18 protein-coding genes are annotated in these 21,113 nt (G+C 61.2%); 12 read left to right on the top strand and 6 right to left on the bottom strand.

Going from position 1 to position 21,113, the window contains the following annotated elements; translation table 11 throughout:
* Positions 1–32 precede the first annotated feature (32 nt).
* Positions 33–977 carry an acetaldehyde dehydrogenase (acetylating) gene (locus ABEI27_RS01830; protein WP_375797710.1) on the top strand — a complete coding sequence of 315 codons (945 nt, stop codon included), beginning with the start codon at positions 33–35 and terminating at the stop codon, positions 975–977.
* The gene (dmpG, locus tag ABEI27_RS01825; RefSeq protein ID WP_375797709.1) at positions 970–2,019 is read left to right on the top strand and encodes a 4-hydroxy-2-oxovalerate aldolase; all 1,050 of its coding nucleotides are present in this window, start codon (positions 970–972) and stop codon (positions 2,017–2,019) included. Before ABEI27_RS01830 ends, dmpG begins: the two co-directional genes overlap by 8 nt.
* Positions 2,020–2,037: 18 nt before the next feature.
* Here dmpG and ABEI27_RS01820 read toward each other — a convergent pair whose 3' ends face one another.
* Positions 2,038–2,424 (bottom strand): VOC family protein, encoded by a 387-nt coding sequence (locus ABEI27_RS01820; RefSeq protein WP_375797708.1) that lies wholly within the window; start codon positions 2,422–2,424, stop codon positions 2,038–2,040.
* A gap of 146 nt (positions 2,425–2,570) precedes the next feature.
* Between ABEI27_RS01820 and ABEI27_RS01815 the strand changes: the two genes are divergently transcribed.
* Positions 2,571–3,347 carry a 2-keto-4-pentenoate hydratase gene (locus ABEI27_RS01815; RefSeq protein WP_375797707.1) on the top strand — a complete coding sequence of 259 codons (777 nt, stop codon included), beginning with the start codon at positions 2,571–2,573 and terminating at the stop codon, positions 3,345–3,347.
* Between the two features lie 213 nt (positions 3,348–3,560).
* Here the strand turns inward: ABEI27_RS01815 and ABEI27_RS01810 are convergent, their stop codons facing one another.
* From ABEI27_RS01810 to ABEI27_RS01800, 3 genes are all read right to left on the bottom strand, one after another.
* Positions 3,561–5,237 carry an aldehyde ferredoxin oxidoreductase C-terminal domain-containing protein gene (locus tag ABEI27_RS01810; protein WP_375797706.1) on the bottom strand — a complete coding sequence of 559 codons (1,677 nt, stop codon included), beginning with the start codon at positions 5,235–5,237 and terminating at the stop codon, positions 3,561–3,563.
* 556 nt (positions 5,238–5,793) lie between these two features.
* Positions 5,794–6,582, bottom strand: coding sequence for an ABC transporter permease (locus tag ABEI27_RS01805; protein WP_375797705.1), 789 nt, complete (start codon positions 6,580–6,582; stop codon positions 5,794–5,796).
* Position 6,583: 1 nt separating this feature from the next.
* Complete coding sequence (locus ABEI27_RS01800; RefSeq protein WP_375797704.1) at positions 6,584–6,922, bottom strand: hypothetical protein; 339 nt, start codon at positions 6,920–6,922, stop codon at positions 6,584–6,586.
* A gap of 62 nt (positions 6,923–6,984) precedes the next feature.
* On the opposite strand from ABEI27_RS01800, the gene ABEI27_RS01795 reads away from it, so the two are divergent.
* Together ABEI27_RS01795 and ABEI27_RS01790 are read left to right on the top strand one after the other, a co-directional pair.
* Positions 6,985–7,224 carry a hypothetical protein gene (locus ABEI27_RS01795; RefSeq protein WP_375797703.1) on the top strand — a complete coding sequence of 80 codons (240 nt, stop codon included), beginning with the start codon at positions 6,985–6,987 and terminating at the stop codon, positions 7,222–7,224.
* A gap of 439 nt (positions 7,225–7,663) precedes the next feature.
* Positions 7,664–8,422 carry an IclR family transcriptional regulator gene (locus tag ABEI27_RS01790; RefSeq protein WP_375797702.1) on the top strand — a complete coding sequence of 253 codons (759 nt, stop codon included), beginning with the start codon at positions 7,664–7,666 and terminating at the stop codon, positions 8,420–8,422.
* A 16-nt stretch (positions 8,423–8,438) separates the two neighbouring features.
* Here the strand turns inward: ABEI27_RS01790 and rdfA are convergent, their stop codons facing one another.
* The gene (gene rdfA, locus ABEI27_RS01785) at positions 8,439–9,056 is read right to left on the bottom strand and encodes a rod-determining factor RdfA (RefSeq protein ID WP_375797701.1); all 618 of its coding nucleotides are present in this window, start codon (positions 9,054–9,056) and stop codon (positions 8,439–8,441) included.
* 27 nt (positions 9,057–9,083) lie between these two features.
* The gene (locus tag ABEI27_RS01780) at positions 9,084–11,027 is read right to left on the bottom strand and encodes an archaea-specific SMC-related protein (RefSeq protein ID WP_375797700.1); all 1,944 of its coding nucleotides are present in this window, start codon (positions 11,025–11,027) and stop codon (positions 9,084–9,086) included.
* Positions 11,028–11,671: 644 nt separating this feature from the next.
* Here ABEI27_RS01780 and ABEI27_RS01775 point away from each other — a divergent pair.
* From ABEI27_RS01775 to ABEI27_RS01745, 7 genes are all read left to right on the top strand, one after another.
* Positions 11,672–12,433: an IclR family transcriptional regulator gene (locus ABEI27_RS01775; protein WP_375797699.1), complete on the top strand. Its 762-nt coding sequence runs from the start codon at positions 11,672–11,674 to the stop codon at positions 12,431–12,433.
* Positions 12,434–12,599: 166 nt separating this feature from the next.
* Positions 12,600–14,366, top strand: coding sequence for an AMP-binding protein (locus tag ABEI27_RS01770; RefSeq protein ID WP_375797740.1), 1,767 nt, complete (start codon positions 12,600–12,602; stop codon positions 14,364–14,366).
* Between the two features lie 125 nt (positions 14,367–14,491).
* Positions 14,492–16,438: a 3-hydroxyacyl-CoA dehydrogenase/enoyl-CoA hydratase family protein gene (locus ABEI27_RS01765; protein WP_375797698.1), complete on the top strand. Its 1,947-nt coding sequence runs from the start codon at positions 14,492–14,494 to the stop codon at positions 16,436–16,438.
* A 1-nt stretch (position 16,439) separates the two neighbouring features.
* A complete protein-coding gene (locus tag ABEI27_RS01760; RefSeq protein ID WP_375797739.1) occupies positions 16,440–17,630 on the top strand; it encodes a thiolase C-terminal domain-containing protein in 1,191 nt (396 codons plus the stop codon).
* Positions 17,631–17,632: 2 nt separating this feature from the next.
* Entirely contained in the window at positions 17,633–18,163 is a 531-nt protein-coding gene (locus ABEI27_RS01755) for a Zn-ribbon domain-containing OB-fold protein (RefSeq protein WP_375797697.1), read from the top strand.
* A gap of 1 nt (position 18,164) precedes the next feature.
* Positions 18,165–19,787, top strand: a complete 1,623-nt coding sequence (locus tag ABEI27_RS01750) for a long-chain fatty acid--CoA ligase (protein WP_375797696.1) — start codon at positions 18,165–18,167, stop codon at positions 19,785–19,787.
* 48 nt (positions 19,788–19,835) lie between these two features.
* Positions 19,836–20,987: an acyl-CoA dehydrogenase family protein gene (locus ABEI27_RS01745; RefSeq protein WP_375797695.1), complete on the top strand. Its 1,152-nt coding sequence runs from the start codon at positions 19,836–19,838 to the stop codon at positions 20,985–20,987.
* The last annotated feature ends 126 nt before the right edge of the window (positions 20,988–21,113 follow it).

Below are 21,113 nucleotides of genomic sequence, written 5' to 3'. Positions count from 1 at the left end.
GTTATTTGTACGGTACTTTCGTACAGTTTCATATGTCGGTAGACGCAGCCATCGTCGGTCCGGGTAACATCGGAACCGACCTGATGTACAAGATCCTCGACCGGGGGGAGAACATCGATCTCCAGCGGATGGTGGGGATCTTTCCAGTCGAAGAAAGCGAGGGTCTCCAGGCCGCCGTCGACGAAGGCGTCGACGTCGGAACGGAGGGAATCGACAGCATCGAAGCACACGCCGACGAGTTCGATCTCGTCTTCGAGGCGACGAGCGCGGGCATCCACGAACAGCACGCGCCCGTGTACGACGACCTCGACCTGTTTGCAGTCGACCTCACGCCTGCGGCAATCGGTCCCTACACTGTCCCCGTAGTCAACGCAGACGAGGTCGTTGAGGAGGGTCACGAGAACGTGAATATGGTCACTTGCGGCGGACAGGCGACGATTCCGATCGTGCACGCGGTCGACCGCGTTTCGAGCGTCGAGTACGCGGAGATGACTTCGCACATCGCCTCGAAGAGCGCCGGCCCGGGGACGCGCCAGAACATCGACAAGTTCACCCAGACGACGGCGGCGGGACTCGAAGTGGTCGGTGGGGCCGAGGACGGCAAGGCGATCATCACGCTGAACCCAGCCGAACCGCCGATTATGATGCGGAACACGGTGTACACGATGGTCGACGAGTCCACCGACGTCGCGGAGGTTCGCCAGTCGGTCGACGACATTGCCGCAGAGGTACAGACGGACGTTCCCGGCTATGAGATCACGCTGGAACCGGAAGTCAACGAACAAGATGACGTCGCCTTCGACCTCGGCGATTCGATTATTCTCACGACGATGATCGAGGTCGAGGGTGAGGGTCAACATCTCCCGCCGTACGCGGGCAACCTGGATATTATGACGAGCGCAGCACTCGGAACGGCGGAACGGGTCGCAGCACGGGCAACAGAGGCGGACGTCGCCGGAGGTGTCAGCGATGACTGACGCCGACGTCCGGCTGGTCGATATGACCCTCCGGGACGGAATGCACGCGGTCGACCACCAGTTCACGCCCGAGGAGATGGGCGAGGTCGCGGCCGCCCTCGACGCCGCGGAGATGGACGTGCTCGAAGTCTCCCACGGCGACGGGATGGGCGGCTCGTCGATCAACTACGGCTTCGCCGCGGCCGACACCGAGGAGTACCTCGACGCCGTAGTCCCCGAACTGAACGACACGGAACTGTCGGTGCTGCTCTTGCCCGGCATCGGGACGGTCGAAGAGATCGATATGGCGATCGATCGCGGGGCCGACATCTGTCGGGTCGCGACCCACGTCACGGAGGCCGACATCTCGGAGGATCACTTCACCTACGTGAAGGATCGCGGACTGGAAGCCAATGGGCTCCTGATGCTCTCTCATATGGCCGAGCCCGAGCGGATCCTCCACGAGGCCGAGTTGATGCAGGAGTACGGCGCTGACGCCGTGTACGTGATGGACTCTGCGGGTGCCCTCCTGCCGAGCGACGTGCGCGACCGCGTGGGCCTGCTCGCCGACGAACTCGATATCGAGGTCGGCTACCACGCCCACAACAATCTCGGCCTCGGTATCGGGAACACGCTGGCTGCGCTGGACGCCGGTGCGACGACGGTCGACGGCTGTCTCCGCGGTCTTGGTGCCGGGTCGGGCAACGCACAGATCGAGGTGCTCGTCGGCGTCCTCGACAAAGCCGGGTACGACGTCAATCCCGACTTCTTCGGCGTGATGGACGCTGCCGAAGACGTTCTGGTCCCGATGATCTCGGACGACGAGATGCCGGAACTCGACAACGATTCGCTGATGCTGGGCTATGCGGGCGTCTACTCGTCGTTCCTGCGGCACACCCGTCGCGTGAGCGAGAAGTACGACCTCGACCCTCGCGAAATCTTGGTGGCACTAGGCGAGATGGAAGTCGTCGGCGGCCAGGAAGATCTGATCACCGATGTCGCCGCGCGTCTCGCAGAGGAACGTGACGCCGAAACCACCACGGAAGCGGCCTCCGACGACTGAACGGCGTCTACTGCGTCGCTACAGGTCGTCGCGGGGTTCGACCAGTTCGATCACGTGGCCGTCGGGGTCGGTAATGAACGCCACGCGGGCGCTCGCGCCGGTCGAATCGAGCGGGCCGCGGACCAGTTCGGTGTCCGTCTCTTCGTGAAGCCGTTCGACCTCCGCGTCGGTGTCTTCAACTTCGATCGCGAGGTGGTCGAACCGCGCGGTCTGCGGTTCGCCGAGGTCGTGATCTTCCTTGTACTTGAACTGAATTTCCGTCTCGCTCTCGCCGCGCACATAGACATTCGTCGCGCCGTCGCCGCCCACGAACTCGTTCGTCTTCTCGAGTCCGAGCGCACCGAGGTAAAACTCCAGCGTCGCTTCGACGTCCGATACCCAGATTGCGCTGTGGATAACGTCCATACCAGAACGGCGCGAGGCGCGGATATAAATCTCGGGGATCGACGGCGGCACGGCGACGAACCGACCGTGGATGGGCGCGGTCACCGCCTGGCGACACCCGGATGCGGGACACCAATCTATTTATCGACCCGCTGGCAAGCAGTTGTATGGTCACTGCAGACGTCCGCGAGGAGTTGGCCGAGTCGCTGTACGCAGCGTTGCGCGACCAGTCGCCGATCGATCGGCCGACCGCCGAGTACGACCTCTCGATCTCGGACGCCTACGACATCCAGACGCGACTGATCGAGCGGCGCTTGGCTGACGGAGCGGACATCGTCGGCCACAAAGTCGGACTCACCAGCGACGGCATCCAGGAGCAGTTAGGCGTGAACGAGCCGGACTTCGGCCGCCTGCTCGATACGATGTTCGTCGACGGGCGTGAGGTCCCGGGCGAAGAACTGCTTCAACCGCGGGTCGAACCCGAGATCGGCTTCGTCATCGACGAACCGCTCGATCCTCCGGTGACCTATCTCGACGTGCTCGACGCGACGGGATCGGTGCTTCCTGTCGTCGAAGTTATCGATAGCCGCGTTCGCGACTGGGACATCCGCATTGAGGATACCATCGCTGACAACGCTTCCTCGGCGCTGTACGTCGCCGGGGAGCGAACAAGCGTTCCGAAGAACGATCTCTCGCTTGAAGGCGTGAAACTGTACAAGAACGGGACGCTCGAATCCTCTGGCGTCGGGGCGGCCGTCCTCGATCATCCCGCGCGATCGGTGGCGTGGCTCGCGAACACGCTCGCGGATCTCGACGAAACCATCGAGGCCGGGCACCTGGTCCTCAGCGGGTCGCTGACCCCTGCGGTGGATCTCGCACCGGGTGACGTGATCTCCGTCGAGTTCACGTCGATCGGCACCGTGAACGCACGGTTGAGTGAGTAGCGGATCGCGGTTCGGTGACCGCCAAGCGCTCGTGACGTGATGTCAGATTCCGCTCTGGCTCCACAGGGAGCAGTCCGGCAAATATCGAACTACCGTCTCGCCTCTTGTGCGGTCGCTTTTCATTTTCGATATTACCAGCACTGAGGCGACACAAAGCGACGTCCGCGTTCAGAAGATAGTCAAAACGCTTGCGGAGCGAAACCCACGCCTCGGTCAGTCGTCAGCCGCCCTCGCGAAGTCCGTGACGAGGTCACCCGGAACGAGACCGTCGTCGGTCCAGCCACGGGCCTCGTAGTACTCCTGAATGGACGAGTCGAGATTCGGGATGTCGTACGGGAGACGGTCGTCGTCCGCGTCTCTGCCGCGCTGGTTCGCAAAGTGCCGTTCGAGGTTCACGACGCGGGCACCGACAGCCAGCAGGTCCTCGTAGTCCGTGCCGAACAGCGCCTCGAAGACTTCCTCCTCGATGACCCGACCCAGACCGAACTGACAGAGCACAGCGCTGTCGCGGACAGCGTTGCGGTTCTCGTGATCGATGAGGACGTCCGCTTTACCGCTGGTGCCCTCTGCGGAAATCACGTCGTTATACTCTGGAATCATCAGCGTCGAATACATATGATCCGCTCCACGGTTGGCGACGGCGTACGAGAGGCCCTGCCCGTGGACGACGCGGCCGTCGTGGGCAGCGAAGTCCATCCCCTTGACCGTCCAGTTGTCGACTCCGAGTTGCTCGTGTGCGCGGCCGATACCCTCCGCGAGCAGGTCACCGATCCCCTCGCGGTGAGCGATCTTCTCGACCAGTTCGTGGATGAGTTCGACGTTGCCGAACTCTTCCTCGCTCGCGAGGTACGCGGCAATCGTGTTGCCGCAGGAGATCGTATCCATCCCCAGGTCGTCGCACATATCGTTTGATTTCATAATGTCGACGATGTCGTCGACGCCAGAGTTGCTGCCGAACGCCATAATCGTCTCGAACTCCGGCCCCTCGGTCTCGAATCCGGTGGCTTCGTCGCGAGTCGGGAGTTTACACGCGAAAGCGCAGACCGAACAGGCTGCCTTCTTGTACTTCTTCTCCTCGACGCGGTCGCCGTTGATCTGCTCTACCCCCTCGAAGGACTGATCGGTGAAGTAGTACGACGGAAGCGAGAAGTTATCGTTGAGAACCTGTACCAGGTGGGTGGTACCCTGGCGACGGAAGATGTCGTCACTCGTGGCCGCCTGTCGGTGGACGTCCATCTGGATGTCCTCGTTCGGCATTTCGAGCTCCGGTGCGGAGTCGCCCGCGAAGGAGATGCACTTGACGTTCTTCGATCCGAGGATCGCACCCAGGCCGCCGCGGCCGAACGCGCGCTCGTCGTAGGTCATCGCCGAGGCGAATCGGACTTCGTTCTCGCCTGCCGGCCCGATGGTGACGAGATTTTCGCTCTCGAGTCCGTGCCGCTCGTTCATCTCCTCGGTGACTTCCGGAACCGTCGCGCCTTCGAGCGCTGAAACCGTCTCGAACTCGATGCCCTCGTCAGTGACGTGGACGGCCAACAACTCGTCGCTCGCCCCGGTGAGTTCGACTACGGAGTGACCAGTGCCGACGAAGTTCCGCGAGAGATAGCCGCCAGCGTTCGAAGAGAGAATACCGTCGGTCAGTGGGGAGAGCCCCGTCATATTCATCCGGCCGGTGAAGCTCATATCGGACTGCTGGAGCGGTCCGGCGGCCAGATAGACCCGGTTCTCCGGGCCGAGCGGGTCGGCGTCGAACGGGATCCGGTCGTGCGCCAACTTCGTCGAAATCCCCCGTCCGCCGATGAACTCCTCGAGTTCCTCGTCGATGGTGGTCGTCTCCGTCTCCCGGTCGCCGACGTCGATGGTCAAGAGTGATCCTGTCGCGTGGAGCATACTATACGTATGCATAACCCGATACAAAAACTATTCGCAGACGGCGCCGCAGCGCACATTCACCCGACAGCGCGGCGGATTGTGGAGCGGGCGACGGGTGGATCGGCGCCGATGGCGGCGTTCGCACGAGCGCAGCGAGAGTGCGTGTACTCTGAAGCTGCCCCCATCGCTCGGTACGCTTCGACTGACAGACCGTCCGGCTCCCCACCGTCTCCGTGGGGCACTGTCCCCCGCGCCCTGACGATCGGAGACTCGCGTTTTACTTCTGAAAATCCCGAGGAATAATTGTATCTTGTTTCTCTCGGTTTATTATAGCCTAAAATAAAGATTTATTCTGTGATCCTACACAATACTAGATAATTGTAGATGATATATGAAGTAGTTGTATATTGCGTTTCTCGGCCGTTCTCTCTGTCAGTCTTAGCAAATGGATACGCTCCACCGGACGTCGGGGCAGTTCGTTTCCATCATCGGGAGAGAGCGACACTGCTGGCAGCCGTCCATTTTCGTTTTGAAAATGCGGGACGCTGCAATCGGTGGCCCACCCTCTGGCCGATCACTCAGTCACGCGGACGCCTTCGGCGTCGGGTCGCCACCGCATCACGCGCTCGTGGAGGGGTGCGAGGACGCCGTATTCGACGACGATCAGGAAGACCACGAAGATGATGAGCCAACTCATCATCGTCGGGAGGTCGTACTGATCGAAGTACCGTCGGAACATAAATCCGACACCGCGGGTGAGGAGGAACGCCTCGACGAGTAGCGTGATCTTCCACCCGATCGAGAGGGCTGAGCGGAAGCTCGCGAACAGGAACGGTGCGAGTTGGGGGACGATGATGTCGGTGAACATCTGCACCCGATCCGCGCCGAAGAATTCCGCCATCTCGGCGAGGTCCGAATCGAGGTTCCGTGCGCCCTCCCACATATTCAGTGCGACGAAGGGCGTGATGACGACTGGGACCGCGAAGAACCCGCTGCTCGCGTTGAATCCGATCCAGATGGCCGAGATGAAGACGATCACGAGCGATGGGATCGCGAGCCAGGCGTAGATCCACGTCGAGATGGTGCTCTCGAGCGTTTCGCTCCGCCCGAGCGCGATCCCCAGAAGTGTTCCCAGGATCATCGAGACGATCAGTGACGAAAAGAGCATCTCGATCGTCTTCCAGACGTGGAAGTAGAACATATGATCGTACGGTCCCGGCGTTGTCAACACCGTAACGAGCGAATCCACCGTCTCCGGAAGTCCCGGGAGGACCTCCGGGTAGGTGATCCCGCCGGCGTACCAGATGGCGAGAAGGGTCGCGATCGACGCCACGCCGTACCCGAATCGCTGCGTTCGGTTCATCTCACTCCACCACGTGCTCGTGGAACTCTCTGTACAGTTCCGCCTCGCGCTGGGCGATTTCGGGGTCGTCGTACTGGCGCGGCCGCTCGATTCCGATATTCCGCCGGGCGAACATCTTTCCGTTGGAGTTCATCATATAGAGGTAATCCGAGAGGAACACGGCCTCGTTGATGTCGTGAGTGACGAACAGGATCGTCTTCTGCTCCCGCTGCCAGATGTCGAGTAACTCCTGCCGGAGGTCGCGGGCCGTGATCTCGTCGAGACTACTGAACGGTTCGTCCATCAGGATGATCTCGGGTTCGATCGCGAGCGCTCGTGCGATGGCCACCCGCTGTTTCATCCCCCCGTAACAAGCTCATAGAACTGCCACGGATCGGGTGGGGCCGCGCGAACTACGACGAAGTGCTGAAAGACGGCGAGTTGGTCGGGCTCTCGCACTCGCGGTCCTACGAGTACGACGCCGGCACCATCATCTCGCTGTGCAGCATCGACGTCGACCACGCGGACCCGGGCACAGAGGTCACGCTCGTGTGGGGCGACGAGGACTCACCGAACCCGAAAGTCGAGCGGCACGAACAGACCGAGATCTCGGCGACGGTCGGTACAGTCCCGTACTCGCCGGATCGACGGAAGGGCGAATAAGTGACGCACCGGTCCGTCGAATCGCTGCTCCTCGAGGGCGACCGCCTGCGATCACGACTCTCTCGAACCTTCCACCGTCCGCCGTAGCACCGTTTCCGACAGTTTCGGAATTATTTATGTGAATGATTGTGGTAAATACCTGATTTCGGCGGTGTCCTAACATATGTACTTGTGATATGAAGGTCCGAGCGGTGGACACCCGTGGCCCGTCGTGGGGTAGACCTGCGGCTGATCTCGATACGACAGTTTCGGAAGAGTGCGAACCGCGTGCACGGGTGTTCAGTCGCGTCACACGACGACGTGGTCCGTTTTCCATCGAAAATGCGGGATTACGCACAGCTATTTATGCGATTGTGTTCCGAAACTGTCGGAATACCGTTCCGTCTCCCGATCTAATCGCAAAGCTAAGGAGTCGGGGCGGCAAACAGAACGTAAGACAATGACAAACGATGCGGTGAAGTTGCGGTCGATCCAGCGGGTCTTCGAGATTATCGAACTGTTACAGGAACACGGTCCGATGGGAACCACCGAGATCACAGAGTCGCTGGACGTCCCGACGAGTACCGCTCACGACTACCTCTCGACGCTGTATGACCTCGAATATCTGATCAAGGTCGACGGGAAGTACGACCTCGGGCTGCGGCTGTTGGATCACGGCATCGGGGCGCGAAATCGGCATCCGATCGCGCGCGAAGGGAAATCGACGATCGAACAGTTGGCGAATACGACGGGCGAGGCAGTCTGGCTCGTCACCGAAGAACACGGACAGGCCGTCTACCTGGATTACGCGCTCGGCGAGTACGCGGTTCAGACGCACGCTCGCATCGGCACTCGGTCTCACCTGCACTATCTCGCCTCTGGGAAGAGTATCCTCGCGCACCTCCCCAGAGAGCGTGTCGAGGAAATCCTCGACCACCGAGGACTCCAACAGCAGACCTCACGGACCGTCGACTCCCGGGAGGCTCTCTTCGAGGAACTGGAGGCCACTCGGGAACGCAACTACGCGCTCAACGATCAGGAGAACGTCAGGGGCGCCCGCGCGATAGGGAAGGCCATCATCGTCGACGGCGACGTCGTCGGCGCAATCAGCGTGGTCGGACCAGCGAATCGGCTCACCGACCAACAACTGGAGAACGGACTCGTCGATCGGGTCCTGGGTGCGGCGAACGAACTCGAACTCAGACTCAGTCAGGCGTGAGACTGCGGCCGTGGCCTCACTCCCGTTGGCACTGACACCCGCGCTCGTCGAGGAACTCCGCCACCGAGTACTGCTCCCCGCACTCCTGACACAGCACCTGCAGGTCGAGCAAGACCTCGAACGCCCCCGCGTCGATCCGTTCGGTCTGCCTGAGCTTCTCGATCCGCTCTTCGGTGACCGAGAGCGTGCGTGTCATCAGCCGCTGGATGCTCTGGAGGTCCTTGTCGACTTTCTCCTGATCCGAGAGCTTTCGGTACTCAGCGTCCCGGTACTCCGTCAGGAACGATCGGATCGCCTGGTAGCTGACGAAATCTGACTCCAGATCGTCGACGTCGATACCGTTCTGCTCCAATCGGTTTCGGGTGTCCGTCCGAACACCGGTACTGACGTCGTCTTCAGTGAGGTTTCGATACGTCGAGTCCACGTCACTCTCGAGGGCGCTCATCCCCGCATCGATGAGGGCCTGCTCCAGAAGCTGTTTGTTGAAGTAGTCCGCCAGATCACGGAGACTGGTGCGTTCGACCCCGTCGCCCGTCCAGCGCACTTCCAGTTCGTCGCCGAGGCCGCGGAGGTCGTACTCTTCAATCAGTCGCGCAACCTTGCTCGAAGGTCTGTTGTCGGTCGTGTTGGCCATAAATTGGAATCCGCCCGTAATCTATAATCAGATTGATGTTACGCGCGTGAAGTCGTCGTCAAGCGCCTGCGCGTCCTCGGGTAGCAGCGCCACCACGAGGAAGTCCGCGTAGTCGGCGAAGTACTCGACGAGCGCAGCGATTCGATCGGAGTCGATGGCTTCCAGCGAGTCCAGAAGCATAAACGGCACCGACTCGTGGAGGTCGTGGACGAGGTATCCTGCCAGCGCGAAAATCAGTCCCGTGACCTCACGTTCGCTCTCCGAGAGGTGGTCGATGGTGTCCTCGTACGCTGCCCCGTTCTCGGTGGTCCGCACGATGTGAAGTTCGAACTTCGTCTCTGCTTCGCTGGCGTCGCCAGCCTCGATCCGCTCGATCCAGATCCGCTCGATGTTCTCGTAGGCGAGCAGGTCGAGAATCGACTCCATATGATCGTTGAACGAGGCCACCGCCTCGGCCTCGATCTGGTCGATCTTCGTCCGTTGGTCGGTGAGTTCGTCGACGAGCCCCGAACGCCGCTCACGCAGTTCTTCGGCCCGATCGACGTCGTCTTCGATTTCTTCGATCTCGTCGGTGATCTCGTCGAGATCCGACTCCAGGGTGTCGATCTCGAACTCGAGTTGGTTCGCTTCTTTGTGGAGCGAGAGAATCTCGTCGAAGTCGGCGGATTCGAGACTGTCGACCTCCGACTCAAGCGCTTCGACATCGTCAGTCAGCGATTCGCGCGTCTTCTTGAGCGTGTCGACTTGACCGTTCCGTCGGTCGAGTTCGTCGTCGATGTCGTCGAGTTTCCGCTCGATCTCGGTCCGGCGGCGCTGTTTCTGCGTCGCCTCCCGCTGTTCTTCTTTACGATCGTCGAGATCGCTTTTGACTTCGTTGAGGGTCTCGACCTTCTCGCTTCGGAGGTCTTTCAACCGCTCGATTGTAGACTCGATCTGACCGCGATCCACGGACGAACCACACGTCCAGCAAACGACGGTGTCGTCGTCGCCGACCAACTGGTCCGTCACCGAACTGTCGCCGGCGGCCGCCGCAGCCCCGCCGTCTTGAAGCAGTTCGTAGTCCTCGGCTTCGAGGCGCTCTTCGTTATACTGGATCAGGCTCCGGAGCTCGTTAATCTCGGTGTTCAAATCCTGACGCTTGCTACGGAGACGATCGATCTCGGCCTCCAGGTCCCGGTGATCGCCCATCGGCGTCTCCGGGAGTTCGTCGAGATCGTCTTGTAACCCGCTACGCTCGCGCTCGAGCGAGGAGATGCTCTCGTTCTGCCGTTCGATCTTCCGGCGAACCGATTCGAGTTCCGAACGAGTCTCTCGGAGATCCTGCAGTTTCGATTCGAGTTCTGCCTGCTCCTTGCGACCCTGCTCGACGTCTCGGCTGCTATCGTCGATCTCCGCTTCGAGTTCAGCAAGTTCCTCCCGCTTGTCCTCGATCTGCTCTCGGAGATTGTTGCGCTGTCGTTCGAGATCCGGGAGATCACGCTTCCGCGATTCGATCTGCGCGAGTTCGTCGTTGATGTCGCCCTTCTCTGATTCGAGACGACGGATCTCCTCGCGAATCGCCTCCACGTCGACGGGCCGCATAATCACGTCCCGGAGTTGATCCTCTCGGGCAGCGGCCTGTCGGGCGTCGTTCGTTTCCAGCAGGAAGGCGAAGAGGTCGGCGACTTTCGGATCCTCGAGGTACGGTTCGCCCTCGAACTGGACCCCGTCGCCGACACGTTTCACCGTCCGTTCGTACGTGGTGTCACCGAGTGTTAGTTCCACTTTCCCCCGGTCGGCGTCGCCCTTGAGCGAGACGCGCTCGCTTCCCATCGCACACATAATCGAGCGCAAGAAGGATGTCCGATTTGTCGCGTTCTTCCCTGTCAGGACGGTTACGCCGCGAGGGATCTCTACGTCAGTCTGATCGATCCCGCCGATGTTCTCGACGGTGAAATGAGCAGCCTCAGTCAGTTGCCCGGATGTAGCCATACCAGTGTTAATTGTCTATGTATATATATACTTTGTGTAACTACTCGGGACTGAGTACCTCTTTACTATCACCCGGTATTCGAAGCTACCGGACGCAGAGTGCGAGCAACTACCGTTTCGTCCGAACCCCGGGTACCGAGCGAGGAACGATTGGGGAGCCACCGATACCGAAAGAGGCAGCTTCTGAGCATCACACCATACACAGTACGTGAACGCTCTGTAAGTAATGCATCGCCGGCTCCTCTGTGTCGGTTCTGAGATAACAGTTGTACTTTCGTTATGGATCAAACACAAATAAACAGTGGTGGATACAACCACCGCTGACCAGTCGGATCCGATATTCAAATCACCGCTGTGCGGAGTCGAAGGTCACCAAACGAGTCGGTGGCCTGTAACACAGTATCTCCGATTTGATCGCGCAGGATGCTGCTTATTTCGGACGTAGCCGGACAGGCCGACGCTCGCTGCCGTCGTCGGATTCTCTCTTTGGGGGCAGTGGAATCATCGATTATATGCGGCGAATTTCTCTGTCAGTGCCGCTCAGAGTGGATTCAAGTTCGCTCAGTGGCAGCCGAACGGCTCAACCAGCGCGTTCGAGATAACCGCAGTACTTAGGTCGTCGGGGACACACTGTGGTGATAGGGATGACGAACGGTCCATCCACCCTGAAGACGATCCAGCGCGCGTTCGAAATTCTGGACCTACTCAAGAGAGAGAAACAGTTGGGCGTCGCGGAACTAGCACAGACACTCGATTTGCCGAAGAGCACTGTCCACGACTACCTTCGAACCCTGCGCACGATGGGATACGTCGTCAACGACGGCGGGAGATACCAACTCAGTCTGCAGATCCTCGAACTCGGCGGACAGGTGAAGTACCGAAATCGACTCTTTCATGTCGCCAAACCGCAACTCGAACGCTTAGTCGATGAGACCGGTGAGCAGGCCAGCATCAACGTGGAGGAGCGTGGCGAGTTCGTTATTCTCCATACGGAGTTCGGGGCAGACGCTCTCCGTCTTGGAATCTATCCCGGGCTCCGGACGCCGATCCACACGCACGCCGGTGGTAAAGTAATCCTAGCACACCTTCCAGAGGACCGGATCGAACAGATCGTCGCCGAGCGCGGTCTGGACGCGCCAACGGAGTACACGATCACGGATCCGGACGACCTCGTCGACGAACTCGCAACGCTCCGGGACCAGGGCTACGGCATCGACCGAAACGAACAGGTCGTCGGGATGGGCGCAGTGGCCGCACCGGTCCAGGTCGAAGACCGGGTGGTCGGCTCTGTCGGGGTCGTCTGTCCGAGCGACAGTCTCCTTGAGGACGACTACCGGGAGACCCTCGCCGCGGAGGTACAGAAATCTGCCAATATCGTCTCGGTCAACTACCAGTACGCCCCCTGATCGAGTGAAACAGGAGTGCGAGTATCTCGAACGGTGGTGGACTGGGGCTGCCCTTTCGGATCCTCCCGACAGAATAATTAATATAATTAATTATATTTCTCCGATACCGATGGCCGAACCACGTGAACTGGGGAAGTATTACTACTACGAGTAGGGCTTCGAAACGATCGACGAAATTGACGAGTGGTTCGAATGGCAGGTCCCCGAGGAGTTCAATATCGCTGCGTACGTCTGCGACCGGTGGGCGGCCGTACGAAAGCACCGCGTCGCGCTGTATCACCGGAGTGCCAAAGACACCGAGTCGGCATATACATTCAGACAGGTACAGCAGCGGGCGAACCAACTCGCGAACTACCTCGTCGAACAGGGAATCGGCCGGGGTGATCGGGTGGCGATTACCGGAACCCAGCGCCTCGAATCGCCGGTCGGCCATCTGGCCGTGTTCAAGATCGGAGCCGCATCAGTCCCGCTTACTGTCCTTCTGTGTACGGACGGCCTCCGGTACCGACTCGCGGACCGTGAGGCGACCACCCTCCTCGCCGACCGCAGCGCGATCGAAGCGATTCGGTCGGCCCGCGACGACGTGGACTCACTGAACCTCGTGATTACGAACGACGCCTTCGACGACGTGAGCGAAGTGAACTTCTGGAACGCCATTGAGGAACACGACACGCAGTTCGAGACTGCGTCGACGGCCGCCGACGAGACGGCGTTCATCATCTACTCCAGCGGGGGCCCTGTTTGGGCTGATCTACTACTTTTTCAATCGTACGTCTTTAGAAGTGGCGAGCCGAACGGTCATCCAGGACAAAACCGGATCGATCCTCTGTGGGATCCGCCCCCATCGGGTAGCGTCGATTATTTTCGTTTTGAGTGCCGCAATCGCCGTGCTGGTCTACAAACCCGAGCAGATATGATAAAGATAACCCACACTCGGGACAGAGTCGTCACCGTTGCGATGTTCGCCGCTCTTCTGGCTGTATTGCCACTGTTCTTCGAACCCTCGACGACTTACATTTCCCGACGCTTCGTCCGTGTGATGATCTTCGCTATCTTCGCGATGGCCCTCAACATTATCTTCGGCGAAACCGACCAACTGATCCTCTTTATAGGTGGGATCGCCGCAGTCGGTGCGTATACGACCGCACTGACCGCCGAGGCGGTCGGAATCTCACCGTGGCTCACGCTCTTTCCGGGCGCGCTCACTGCTGGCCTCCTGGGTGCGGTAGTCTGTTATGTGGCCGCTCGCCGGCAGTTCACCGTGATTGTGCTCGCAATCGTGACCTTCGCGTTCCAGATGATCATCTCCGAGGTGCTTGTCGGACTGCGGGACATCACCGGCGGCAGCACCGGATTCCCGTTCTCCGGGCTTCAACTACCCGTCGTCGAACGGCTGACCGGGCTGGGGTCGTACGCGGTCCAGTTCTACGCTCTGCTCGCCATCTTCGCAGGCGTGCTGGGCGTCTACACCTGGTTGCGCCGCTCGAAGTACGGGCTGGCGTTCGCCGCCATCCGGCAGGACGAGTTCGCCGCCCGCGCCACCGGCGTGAACGTCGTCAAGCTGAAAGTGTTCGCTGGCTTCATCGCGACGTTCGTCATCGGGCTCGTTGGACCGTTCTACGGCCAGGCGACCGGAATCATCATCCCGTCTCTGTACAGTTTCAACGCCGTCGACGTGCTCGTGCTGATCCTGCTCGTTCTCGGAGGACTACGCTCCCGGTACGGCCCGCTCGTCGGCGCCGCCGTGGTGATCTATATCGACGATGTTCTCGGTAACTTCGGTCAGTGGCGGACCGTGGCGTTCGGCCTCCTGCTGACGATTCTCTTCCTCTACTTCCGGGACGGGATCGTTCCCTCCCTGCAGTCGCTGGTGGACAACCGGGAGTTACCACCGGCACTCAGTGCGGCCCTCGGTCGTGGCAAGTCAGAGTGACGATGCTGAACCGCTATTCGACGGCGTGCTGGTAAATTCACGCGATGGAGTGAACCGCTAAATGCGCCGACCGGACGGGTATAAACACCGATACATTAAATATGAACGATCCAAACGTTGAGACGATGGACACAGAAATCGGGAGCCTCGCAGTCCTCGGAGCCGGCAGTATGGGCCACGGTATCGCGGAGGTGGCCGCAATCGCCGGTTACGATGTCGTCCTTCGCGACATCGAGGAGGACCTCGTCGAGGACGGCTACGAACAGATCGAGTGGAGTCTCGGGAAACTCGCCGAAAAGAACCAGATCGAACAGGATCCCGATGATATACTTTCGCGACTCTCGACGACCGTCGATCTCGAGGCGGCGGTCGCGGACGCCGACCTCGTGATCGAGGCCGCGCCAGAGGATCTGGAGATCAAGCGGGACATCTTCGCAGACGTGGACGCAGCGACGGGCGAGGAGACGATTATGGCGACGAACACCTCCAGTCTTTGTGTCGGTGACATCGCCGACGCGACCGACCGACCGGAGCACGTCTGTGGAATGCACTTTTTCAACCCGCCGGTGAAGATGGACCTCGTGGAGGTCGCCGCCGGAAAGAAAACGACGGATGAAGTCATCGACGCTGGCGTCGCGTTCGTCGAGTCCCTCGACAAGACACCGATCCGCGTCAGAAAGGACATCCCGCAGTTCGTCGTCAACAACGTCCTGACGCCGTATATGGGTGAAGCGGGATTCATATACGATGAGGGCGAGGTGGAAATTCAGGACGTCGATGCCGCGATGGTGTTTCAGCGGGGCTACCCGATGGGGCCGTTCGAACTCAACGACTTCGGCGGGCTCGACATCTTCTATCACAGTCGCGACCAGTGGAACGACCCGATTCCGGAGTCGATCAGTTCCCGCGTCGAAGCGGACGACCTCGGGCGAAAGACCGGCAGGGGATTCTACAACTACGACGACGGCGATGGGGTCAACTACGAACCCACCGACGGCGAGGGGATCGACACCCTCCGGATCGAAGCCCGAATGGTCAACGAGGCGGCAAAGCTCGTCGGCGACAACGTGGCTGACCCCGAAGACATCGATATTGGAATGCGTCTCGGTGGCGGGCTTCCTGAGGGGACCTGCCGCACCGGGGACAAACTCGGTCTCGACAACGTCCTCGAAAAACTGGAAAACCTCCACGACCGGACCGGAGCCGAGCGGTACGAACCCGCCGAATACCTCGTGCAACTGGTCGGAAACGGTCACATTGGCGAAAAGTCCGGTCAGGGTTTCTACGACTACAGCGACGGCGGGCCCTATCACTACATCAGTCACGAACTGACCAACTCGGGCAAGTTACACGTCCTCTTCGACCGCGAGGAGCGACTGAACGCGTTCTCGACGGATATGTTCGACGAGGTCAAGCGACTCCTCGAATCGGTCGACGACGAAGAAGTCGCCTGCGTGGTGTTCGAGGGGGCCGGTGACCGGGCGTTCTCCGCCGGTGCGGACATCACCGGGTTCACGACCGCCGATCCAACGGAGTTGGCGAGCGTCGACGAGACGGTCCAGACGATCTACGAGTTCCCGCGGCCGACCGTCGCGAAGATCGATGGCTTCTGTCTGGGTGCGGGCCTCGAAGTCACGCTCGCCTGTGACCTCCGGTATGCGACCACCGGCTCTCGACTCGGTAGCCCGGAGATTGATGTCGGATTGATCCCCGGCGGCGGTGGCACCCAGCGCCTCGTCCGTCTCGTCGGGGAACCGCGGACCAAAGAGATGATCTACCGCGGTATGGAGTTGTCGGCCGAACGGGCCGAAGCGTGGGGCATCCTCAACCGCGCCGTCGACGAGAGCGAGTTCGAGGAGACGATCGACGACGTGGTCGACGACCTCGTCAACGGTCCACAGACTGCGCTCGAAGTCGCAAAGCAGGTGATCCAGGAGGGCCAGGACGCCAGCCTCGAAACCGGTCTCTCGCTGGAGTCACAGGGCTTCGGTCTGCTGGCGACGACGGACGACATGCTCGAAGGAGTCGCGGCCTTCAGTCAGGACCGAGAGCCCGACTTCGGGGGTGACTGACGTGACGCGAAACGTCGGCGTCGTCGGCGGCGGTCACACCAAGTGGGGGACCAGAGAGGCCAGCTATAAGGATCTGATCCAGGAGGCCGGCAAGGCCACCTTCGACGACACGCCGAACGTCGGCCCCGAGGACGTCGAGGGGCTCTTCGTCGGGACCGTCCAGCCGGAGCGATTCGCGTTCCAGACGCACGTCGCGCCGATGGTCGCTGAGTTGCTCGGCATCGACGTAGGCAGTATGATCGCGCGGACGGAGCTCGCCTGCGCCAGCGGACAGGCGGCACTCCGGTACGCGTGGCTCGCCATCGCTGCGGGTCAGTTGGATACCGCCCTCGTGCTGGGTGTCGAGAAGATGAACCTCCCGCGGGAGTACTCCGCGGAGGCGCAGGCCAGTATGGCGAACGTGATGGACCGGGAGTTCGACGGCGTCAACGGCTTTAACGCGCCGCCGTACTTCGCGATGATCGCCCAGCGGCATATGCACGAGTATGACACCACCCGAGAGCAACTCGCGCAGGTGGCGGCGAAAAACAAGTCACACGCCGCCTCCAACGAGTTCGCGCAGTTCCAGAGTGAGGTCTCCGTCGACGACGTCGTCGATTCATTCGAACTCTCGCCGCCGCTGTGTCTGTACGACTGCAGCGGGGTGACCGACGGCGCGGCCGGCCTAATCCTGATGAGCGAGGGGAAAGCCCGGGAAGTGACCGACGACCCCGCCTGGATCACCGGCAGCGGCCAGGCGTGTTTCTCGGGCAACTCGATCAACAATCTCCCGTCGATGTCGGCGTGGCCGCAGGCGGCGACCGCGGCCGAGCAGGCCTACGAGCAAGCGGGGATCGACGATCCGCTCGACGGTCTCGACGTCGCCGAGGTCCACGACTGCTTCTCGATCAGCGAAATCGTCGAGTACGAAGACCTCGGCTGGGTCGAGAAGGGCGAGGGCGGTCAGTTCATCGAAGACGGTCGAAGCGAACTCGACGGCGACATCGCCGTCAACCCCCGCGGTGGCCTGCTGGGTTGTGGTCACCCGCTGGGGGCGACCGGCGTCTCCCAGGCGCTGGAGGTGTTCAATCAGTTCCGCGGGACCGTCGAGCGCGACCGGCAGGTCCCTGACCCGGAGACCGGACTGATTCACAACCTCAGCGGGAGCGCCTCGGTGCACAGCGTGATGACTCTCTCACGGGAGCGACCCTGACAATGACTGACAATAACGACCTCACAGACGACTCGGACGCGCGACCGACCATCCGGACGGACGGCGGCAGAGACGTCGTCGAACTACCCGACAGGGTCGAACTACCGCGGCTGCTGGATTTCTACGAACTCCAGACGGCAGAGACGACGCAGATCGCGGAGTTCTACGACAACCTCCGCGATGAGCAGTTGACGACAACCGAATGCCGGGAGTGCGATGAACTGCACTTCCCGCCCCGGATCGTCTGTCCCGAGTGCCAGAGCGACGACCTGGAGTACGTTGATCTTCCACACGAAGGGGAACTGTTCGCATTCTCGACGGTCCGCGCCGGCGCGCCGATGGGGATGGAAGACGACGTACCGTTCGTCATCGGTATCGTCGATCTTGGCGACGTCAGGCTCTCGGCCCACCTCAGCGACGCAGCGTACGACGACCTTGCGATCGGCGACCCCGTCGAACTCAAGATCGTCGAGATCGACGGTCCGATCGACCACGAGCGGGTATTTTATCGCTTTGAGCCCAAAGAACCCTGATATGAAAGATTACGAACTCACCATCACGAAGTTCCTCCGGCGAGCCGTCGACGCCTTCGGCCACAAGGAGATCGTCTCCAAACTGTCGGACGGATCGCTCCATCGGTACACGTACGCCGACGCCTACGAGCGGATCTCTCGACTCGCCCACGCCCTCGACGACTACGGGCTCGAAATGGGTGATCGGGTGTCGGTGATGGCGGTCAATCACTACCGACACTACGAACTGTACTTCGGTCCCTCCTGCAGCGGTCGGAGCATCCACACCACGAACCACCGCCTGCCGGAGCACCACCTCACTGAGATCATCAACGAGGCCGAAGACCGGATGCTGTTCGTCGACCCGCAGTTCGTCGAGACGGCCGAAGCCGTCGCTGACGACCTCGAAACGGTCGAGCAGTACGTCGTTCTCGACGACGAACTGCCCGAGACGTCGCTGGAGCCAGTCGTGGACTACGAGTCGTTCATTGCGGGCTACGACACCGAGTACGACTGGCCCGAACTCGACGAGGAGTGCGAGTTCGCGCTGTGTTACACTTCCGGGACTACAGGGCTCCCGAAGGGGGTCCAGTACCGTCATCGGCGGATGTTCCTGCATACGCTCGTTCACGGGCACGTGGACGTGTTCGGTGTGAGCGAAAACGACACCGTGATGCCGGTCGTGCCGATGTTCCACGTCAACGGGTGGGGCTTCCCCTACTCGGGGACGTTTTACGGCTCAAAACTCGTCCTGCCGGGACAGCACACGAGTCCGCAAGACGTCGCCGACCTCGTCGAGGCCGAGGACGTAACCGTCGCCACGGCGGTCCCGACGGTCTGGATCGAGATGGACAGTTATCTCGAATCCAGCGAGGGCGACCCTCTCGAGACGCTCGACCGTGTGTTGACTGGCGGAAGCGCGCCCCCGGCGTCGCTGATGCGGAAGTACGAGGAGGTGTACGAGGCCCCGATATACCAAGGCTACGGGATGACCGAGGCGTCGCCACACCTGGCGAACACCTTCGAGACAACGGAGATGCAGAACCTCCCCGAGGAGAAACGCTACGAACTCAATCGGAAGGCCGGCATTCCCGCGCCCGGTGTGCAGATCCGCCTTCGAACGCAGGACGGCGAGTCAGTTCCGCACGACGGCGAGACGCCGGGTGAGATTCACGCCCGTTCGCCGTGGCTCACCGACGGCTACTTCAAGCGGCCGGAGGCCAACGCGCAGTCCTTCGAGGATGGGTGGTTCAAGACCGGCGACATCGGGACGATCGACGAGTACGGCTACCTCGACATTGTCGACCGGATCGACGACGCGATCAAAAGCGGCGGGGAGTGGATCTCCTCAGTGGAGCTGGAAAACTCGCTCATCGACGCCGATGGCGTCGCCGAGGCGGCCGTAATCGCGGCCCCCCACGAGAAGTGGCAAGAACGGCCCGTCGCGTTCGTCGTCACCGAGGACCCCTCCGTAGACGAGCCGGCGCTCCGCGAGCACCTGCTCGAGACGTTCCCGAAGTGGTGGCTCCCGGACGTCTTCCGGTTCATCGACGAGATCCCAAAGACGACCACCCAGAAGTTCGATAAGAAAGACCTCCGAGACCAGTTCATCGAAGAGGAGGGCGAACTCCCGCTGGCGGAGTAACGCACCGACGGACAACATTTCGACCACGGGACATCAACGAGGAACACTATGGAATCCGAACTACTCACCGACGCAGTCGTTCCCGAAAACGCACAGGATCTGAAGGCACACACGCGAGACTTTGCGGAGACGGAAATGCGCCCCCGCGCAAGCGAGTACTTCCGATCGGCGGCGTATCCGGTCGAGGTCGTCGAAGCGGCATACGACGCCGGTCTGGTCGCACAGGAAATTGACGCGGCGTACGGCGGACCCGGCCGGTCGCTTGATGAAATCGTCGCGACCGTCGAGGAGTTCTTCCGGGCGGACGCGGGACTCGGCCTGGGAATTGTCAGCCAGAGTTTCGGTACTGAAATACTTCAGGAGTTCGGAACTGAGGCACAAAAGAGGGAGTACCTCCGCGCGGTCGCAGACGGCGAACTGCGGACCGGAATGGCGATCAGCGAACCCGACACCGGAAGCGACCTTGCGGGAATGGAGGCGACCGCCAAACTCGACGGTGACGAGTGGGTGCTCAACGGCGAAAAGTACTGGATCGGCAACGGCATCTCGGGCGATTACATCACCGTCTACGCCAAGACCGAAGACACCGACGACCGCCACAGCAACCACTCGTTGCTCCTCGTGCCGACCGACGCACCTGGCTACGAGGCCGAGTCGATCCCTGCGAAAATGGCCTACCGCGCCTCAGAACAGGCACACATCGTCTTCGACGACTGTCGGGTCCCGGAGGACAGTCTCCTCGGCGAGCGGGGTACCGGCTTCCGGATGGTCGCAGAGTTCTTCAACTCCGGACGGGTTCGGGTGGCGGCGCACGGCATCGGCCTCGCGGCCGCCGCGATTGAGGAGGCCTGGGAGTTCGTCCACGAGAGAGAGGAGTTCGGACGGGACGTGGCCGACTTCCAGTCGGTCCAACACGACCTCGCGGAGATGCGGATGGAGTTCGAGAGCGCCCGCGCCTTGGTGTGGCAAGCGGTCGACCAAGTGATGCGCGGCGACGACGCCGAGCGTTGGGCGGCGATGGCCAAAGCCAAAGCCACCGAAGTCGCCGCCGAGTGCGCAGAGACAGCGATGAAACTCCACGGCGGGCGCGCGCTGCTGGACGACGAGCGGGTCACCCGGGTCTACCGGGACGTTCGGATGCCGATGACCTACGAGGGCGTCGGCGCGGTCCAGCGGGATCTCATCTACCGCAACTTCTGAGAACCGATCACCGGGCCGCGTATCAACTGACACAACATTCTCTTCAATCGAATACATCCCGTCGCGACGGTGACGATAGCACCGCGGCGTAGTCGGGCGCGTCGGTGCCGTAAAAAGCGCCGCCAG

This window comes from Halobellus sp., from assembly GCF_042218505.1.
In the GTDB taxonomy this organism is placed as follows: domain Archaea; phylum Halobacteriota; class Halobacteria; order Halobacteriales; family Haloferacaceae; genus Haloquadratum.
The sequence above is the reverse complement of the archived record's forward strand: the minus strand, read 5'-3'. Positions and strand labels throughout refer to the sequence as shown.

Bases quoted from the DNA above. Each gene is read 5' to 3' on its own strand.
- ABEI27_RS01810 (WP_375797706.1), bottom strand. From the start codon at position 5,237: ATGCTCCACGCGACAGGATCACTCTTGACCATCGACGTCGGCGACCGG.
- ABEI27_RS01745 (WP_375797695.1), top strand. From the start codon at position 19,836: ATGGAATCCGAACTACTCACCGACGCAGTCGTTCCCGAAAACGCACAG.
- ABEI27_RS01750 (WP_375797696.1), top strand. From the start codon at position 18,165: ATGAAAGATTACGAACTCACCATCACGAAGTTCCTCCGGCGAGCCGTC.
- ABEI27_RS01805 (WP_375797705.1), bottom strand. From the start codon at position 6,582: ATGAACCGAACGCAGCGATTCGGGTACGGCGTGGCGTCGATCGCGACC.
- ABEI27_RS01755 (WP_375797697.1), top strand. From the start codon at position 17,633: ATGACTGACAATAACGACCTCACAGACGACTCGGACGCGCGACCGACC.
- ABEI27_RS01800 (WP_375797704.1), bottom strand. From the start codon at position 6,922: ATGAAACAGCGGGTGGCCATCGCACGAGCGCTCGCGATCGAACCCGAG.
- ABEI27_RS01815 (WP_375797707.1), top strand. From the start codon at position 2,571: ATGGTCACTGCAGACGTCCGCGAGGAGTTGGCCGAGTCGCTGTACGCA.
- ABEI27_RS01765 (WP_375797698.1), top strand. From the start codon at position 14,492: ATGGACACAGAAATCGGGAGCCTCGCAGTCCTCGGAGCCGGCAGTATG.
- ABEI27_RS01780 (WP_375797700.1), bottom strand. From the start codon at position 11,027: ATGGCTACATCCGGGCAACTGACTGAGGCTGCTCATTTCACCGTCGAG.
- ABEI27_RS01830 (WP_375797710.1), top strand. From the start codon at position 33: ATGTCGGTAGACGCAGCCATCGTCGGTCCGGGTAACATCGGAACCGAC.
- ABEI27_RS01790 (WP_375797702.1), top strand. From the start codon at position 7,664: ATGACAAACGATGCGGTGAAGTTGCGGTCGATCCAGCGGGTCTTCGAG.
- dmpG (WP_375797709.1), top strand. From the start codon at position 970: ATGACTGACGCCGACGTCCGGCTGGTCGATATGACCCTCCGGGACGGA.
- rdfA (WP_375797701.1), bottom strand. From the start codon at position 9,056: ATGGCCAACACGACCGACAACAGACCTTCGAGCAAGGTTGCGCGACTG.
- ABEI27_RS01820 (WP_375797708.1), bottom strand. From the start codon at position 2,424: ATGGACGTTATCCACAGCGCAATCTGGGTATCGGACGTCGAAGCGACG.
- ABEI27_RS01775 (WP_375797699.1), top strand. From the start codon at position 11,672: ATGACGAACGGTCCATCCACCCTGAAGACGATCCAGCGCGCGTTCGAA.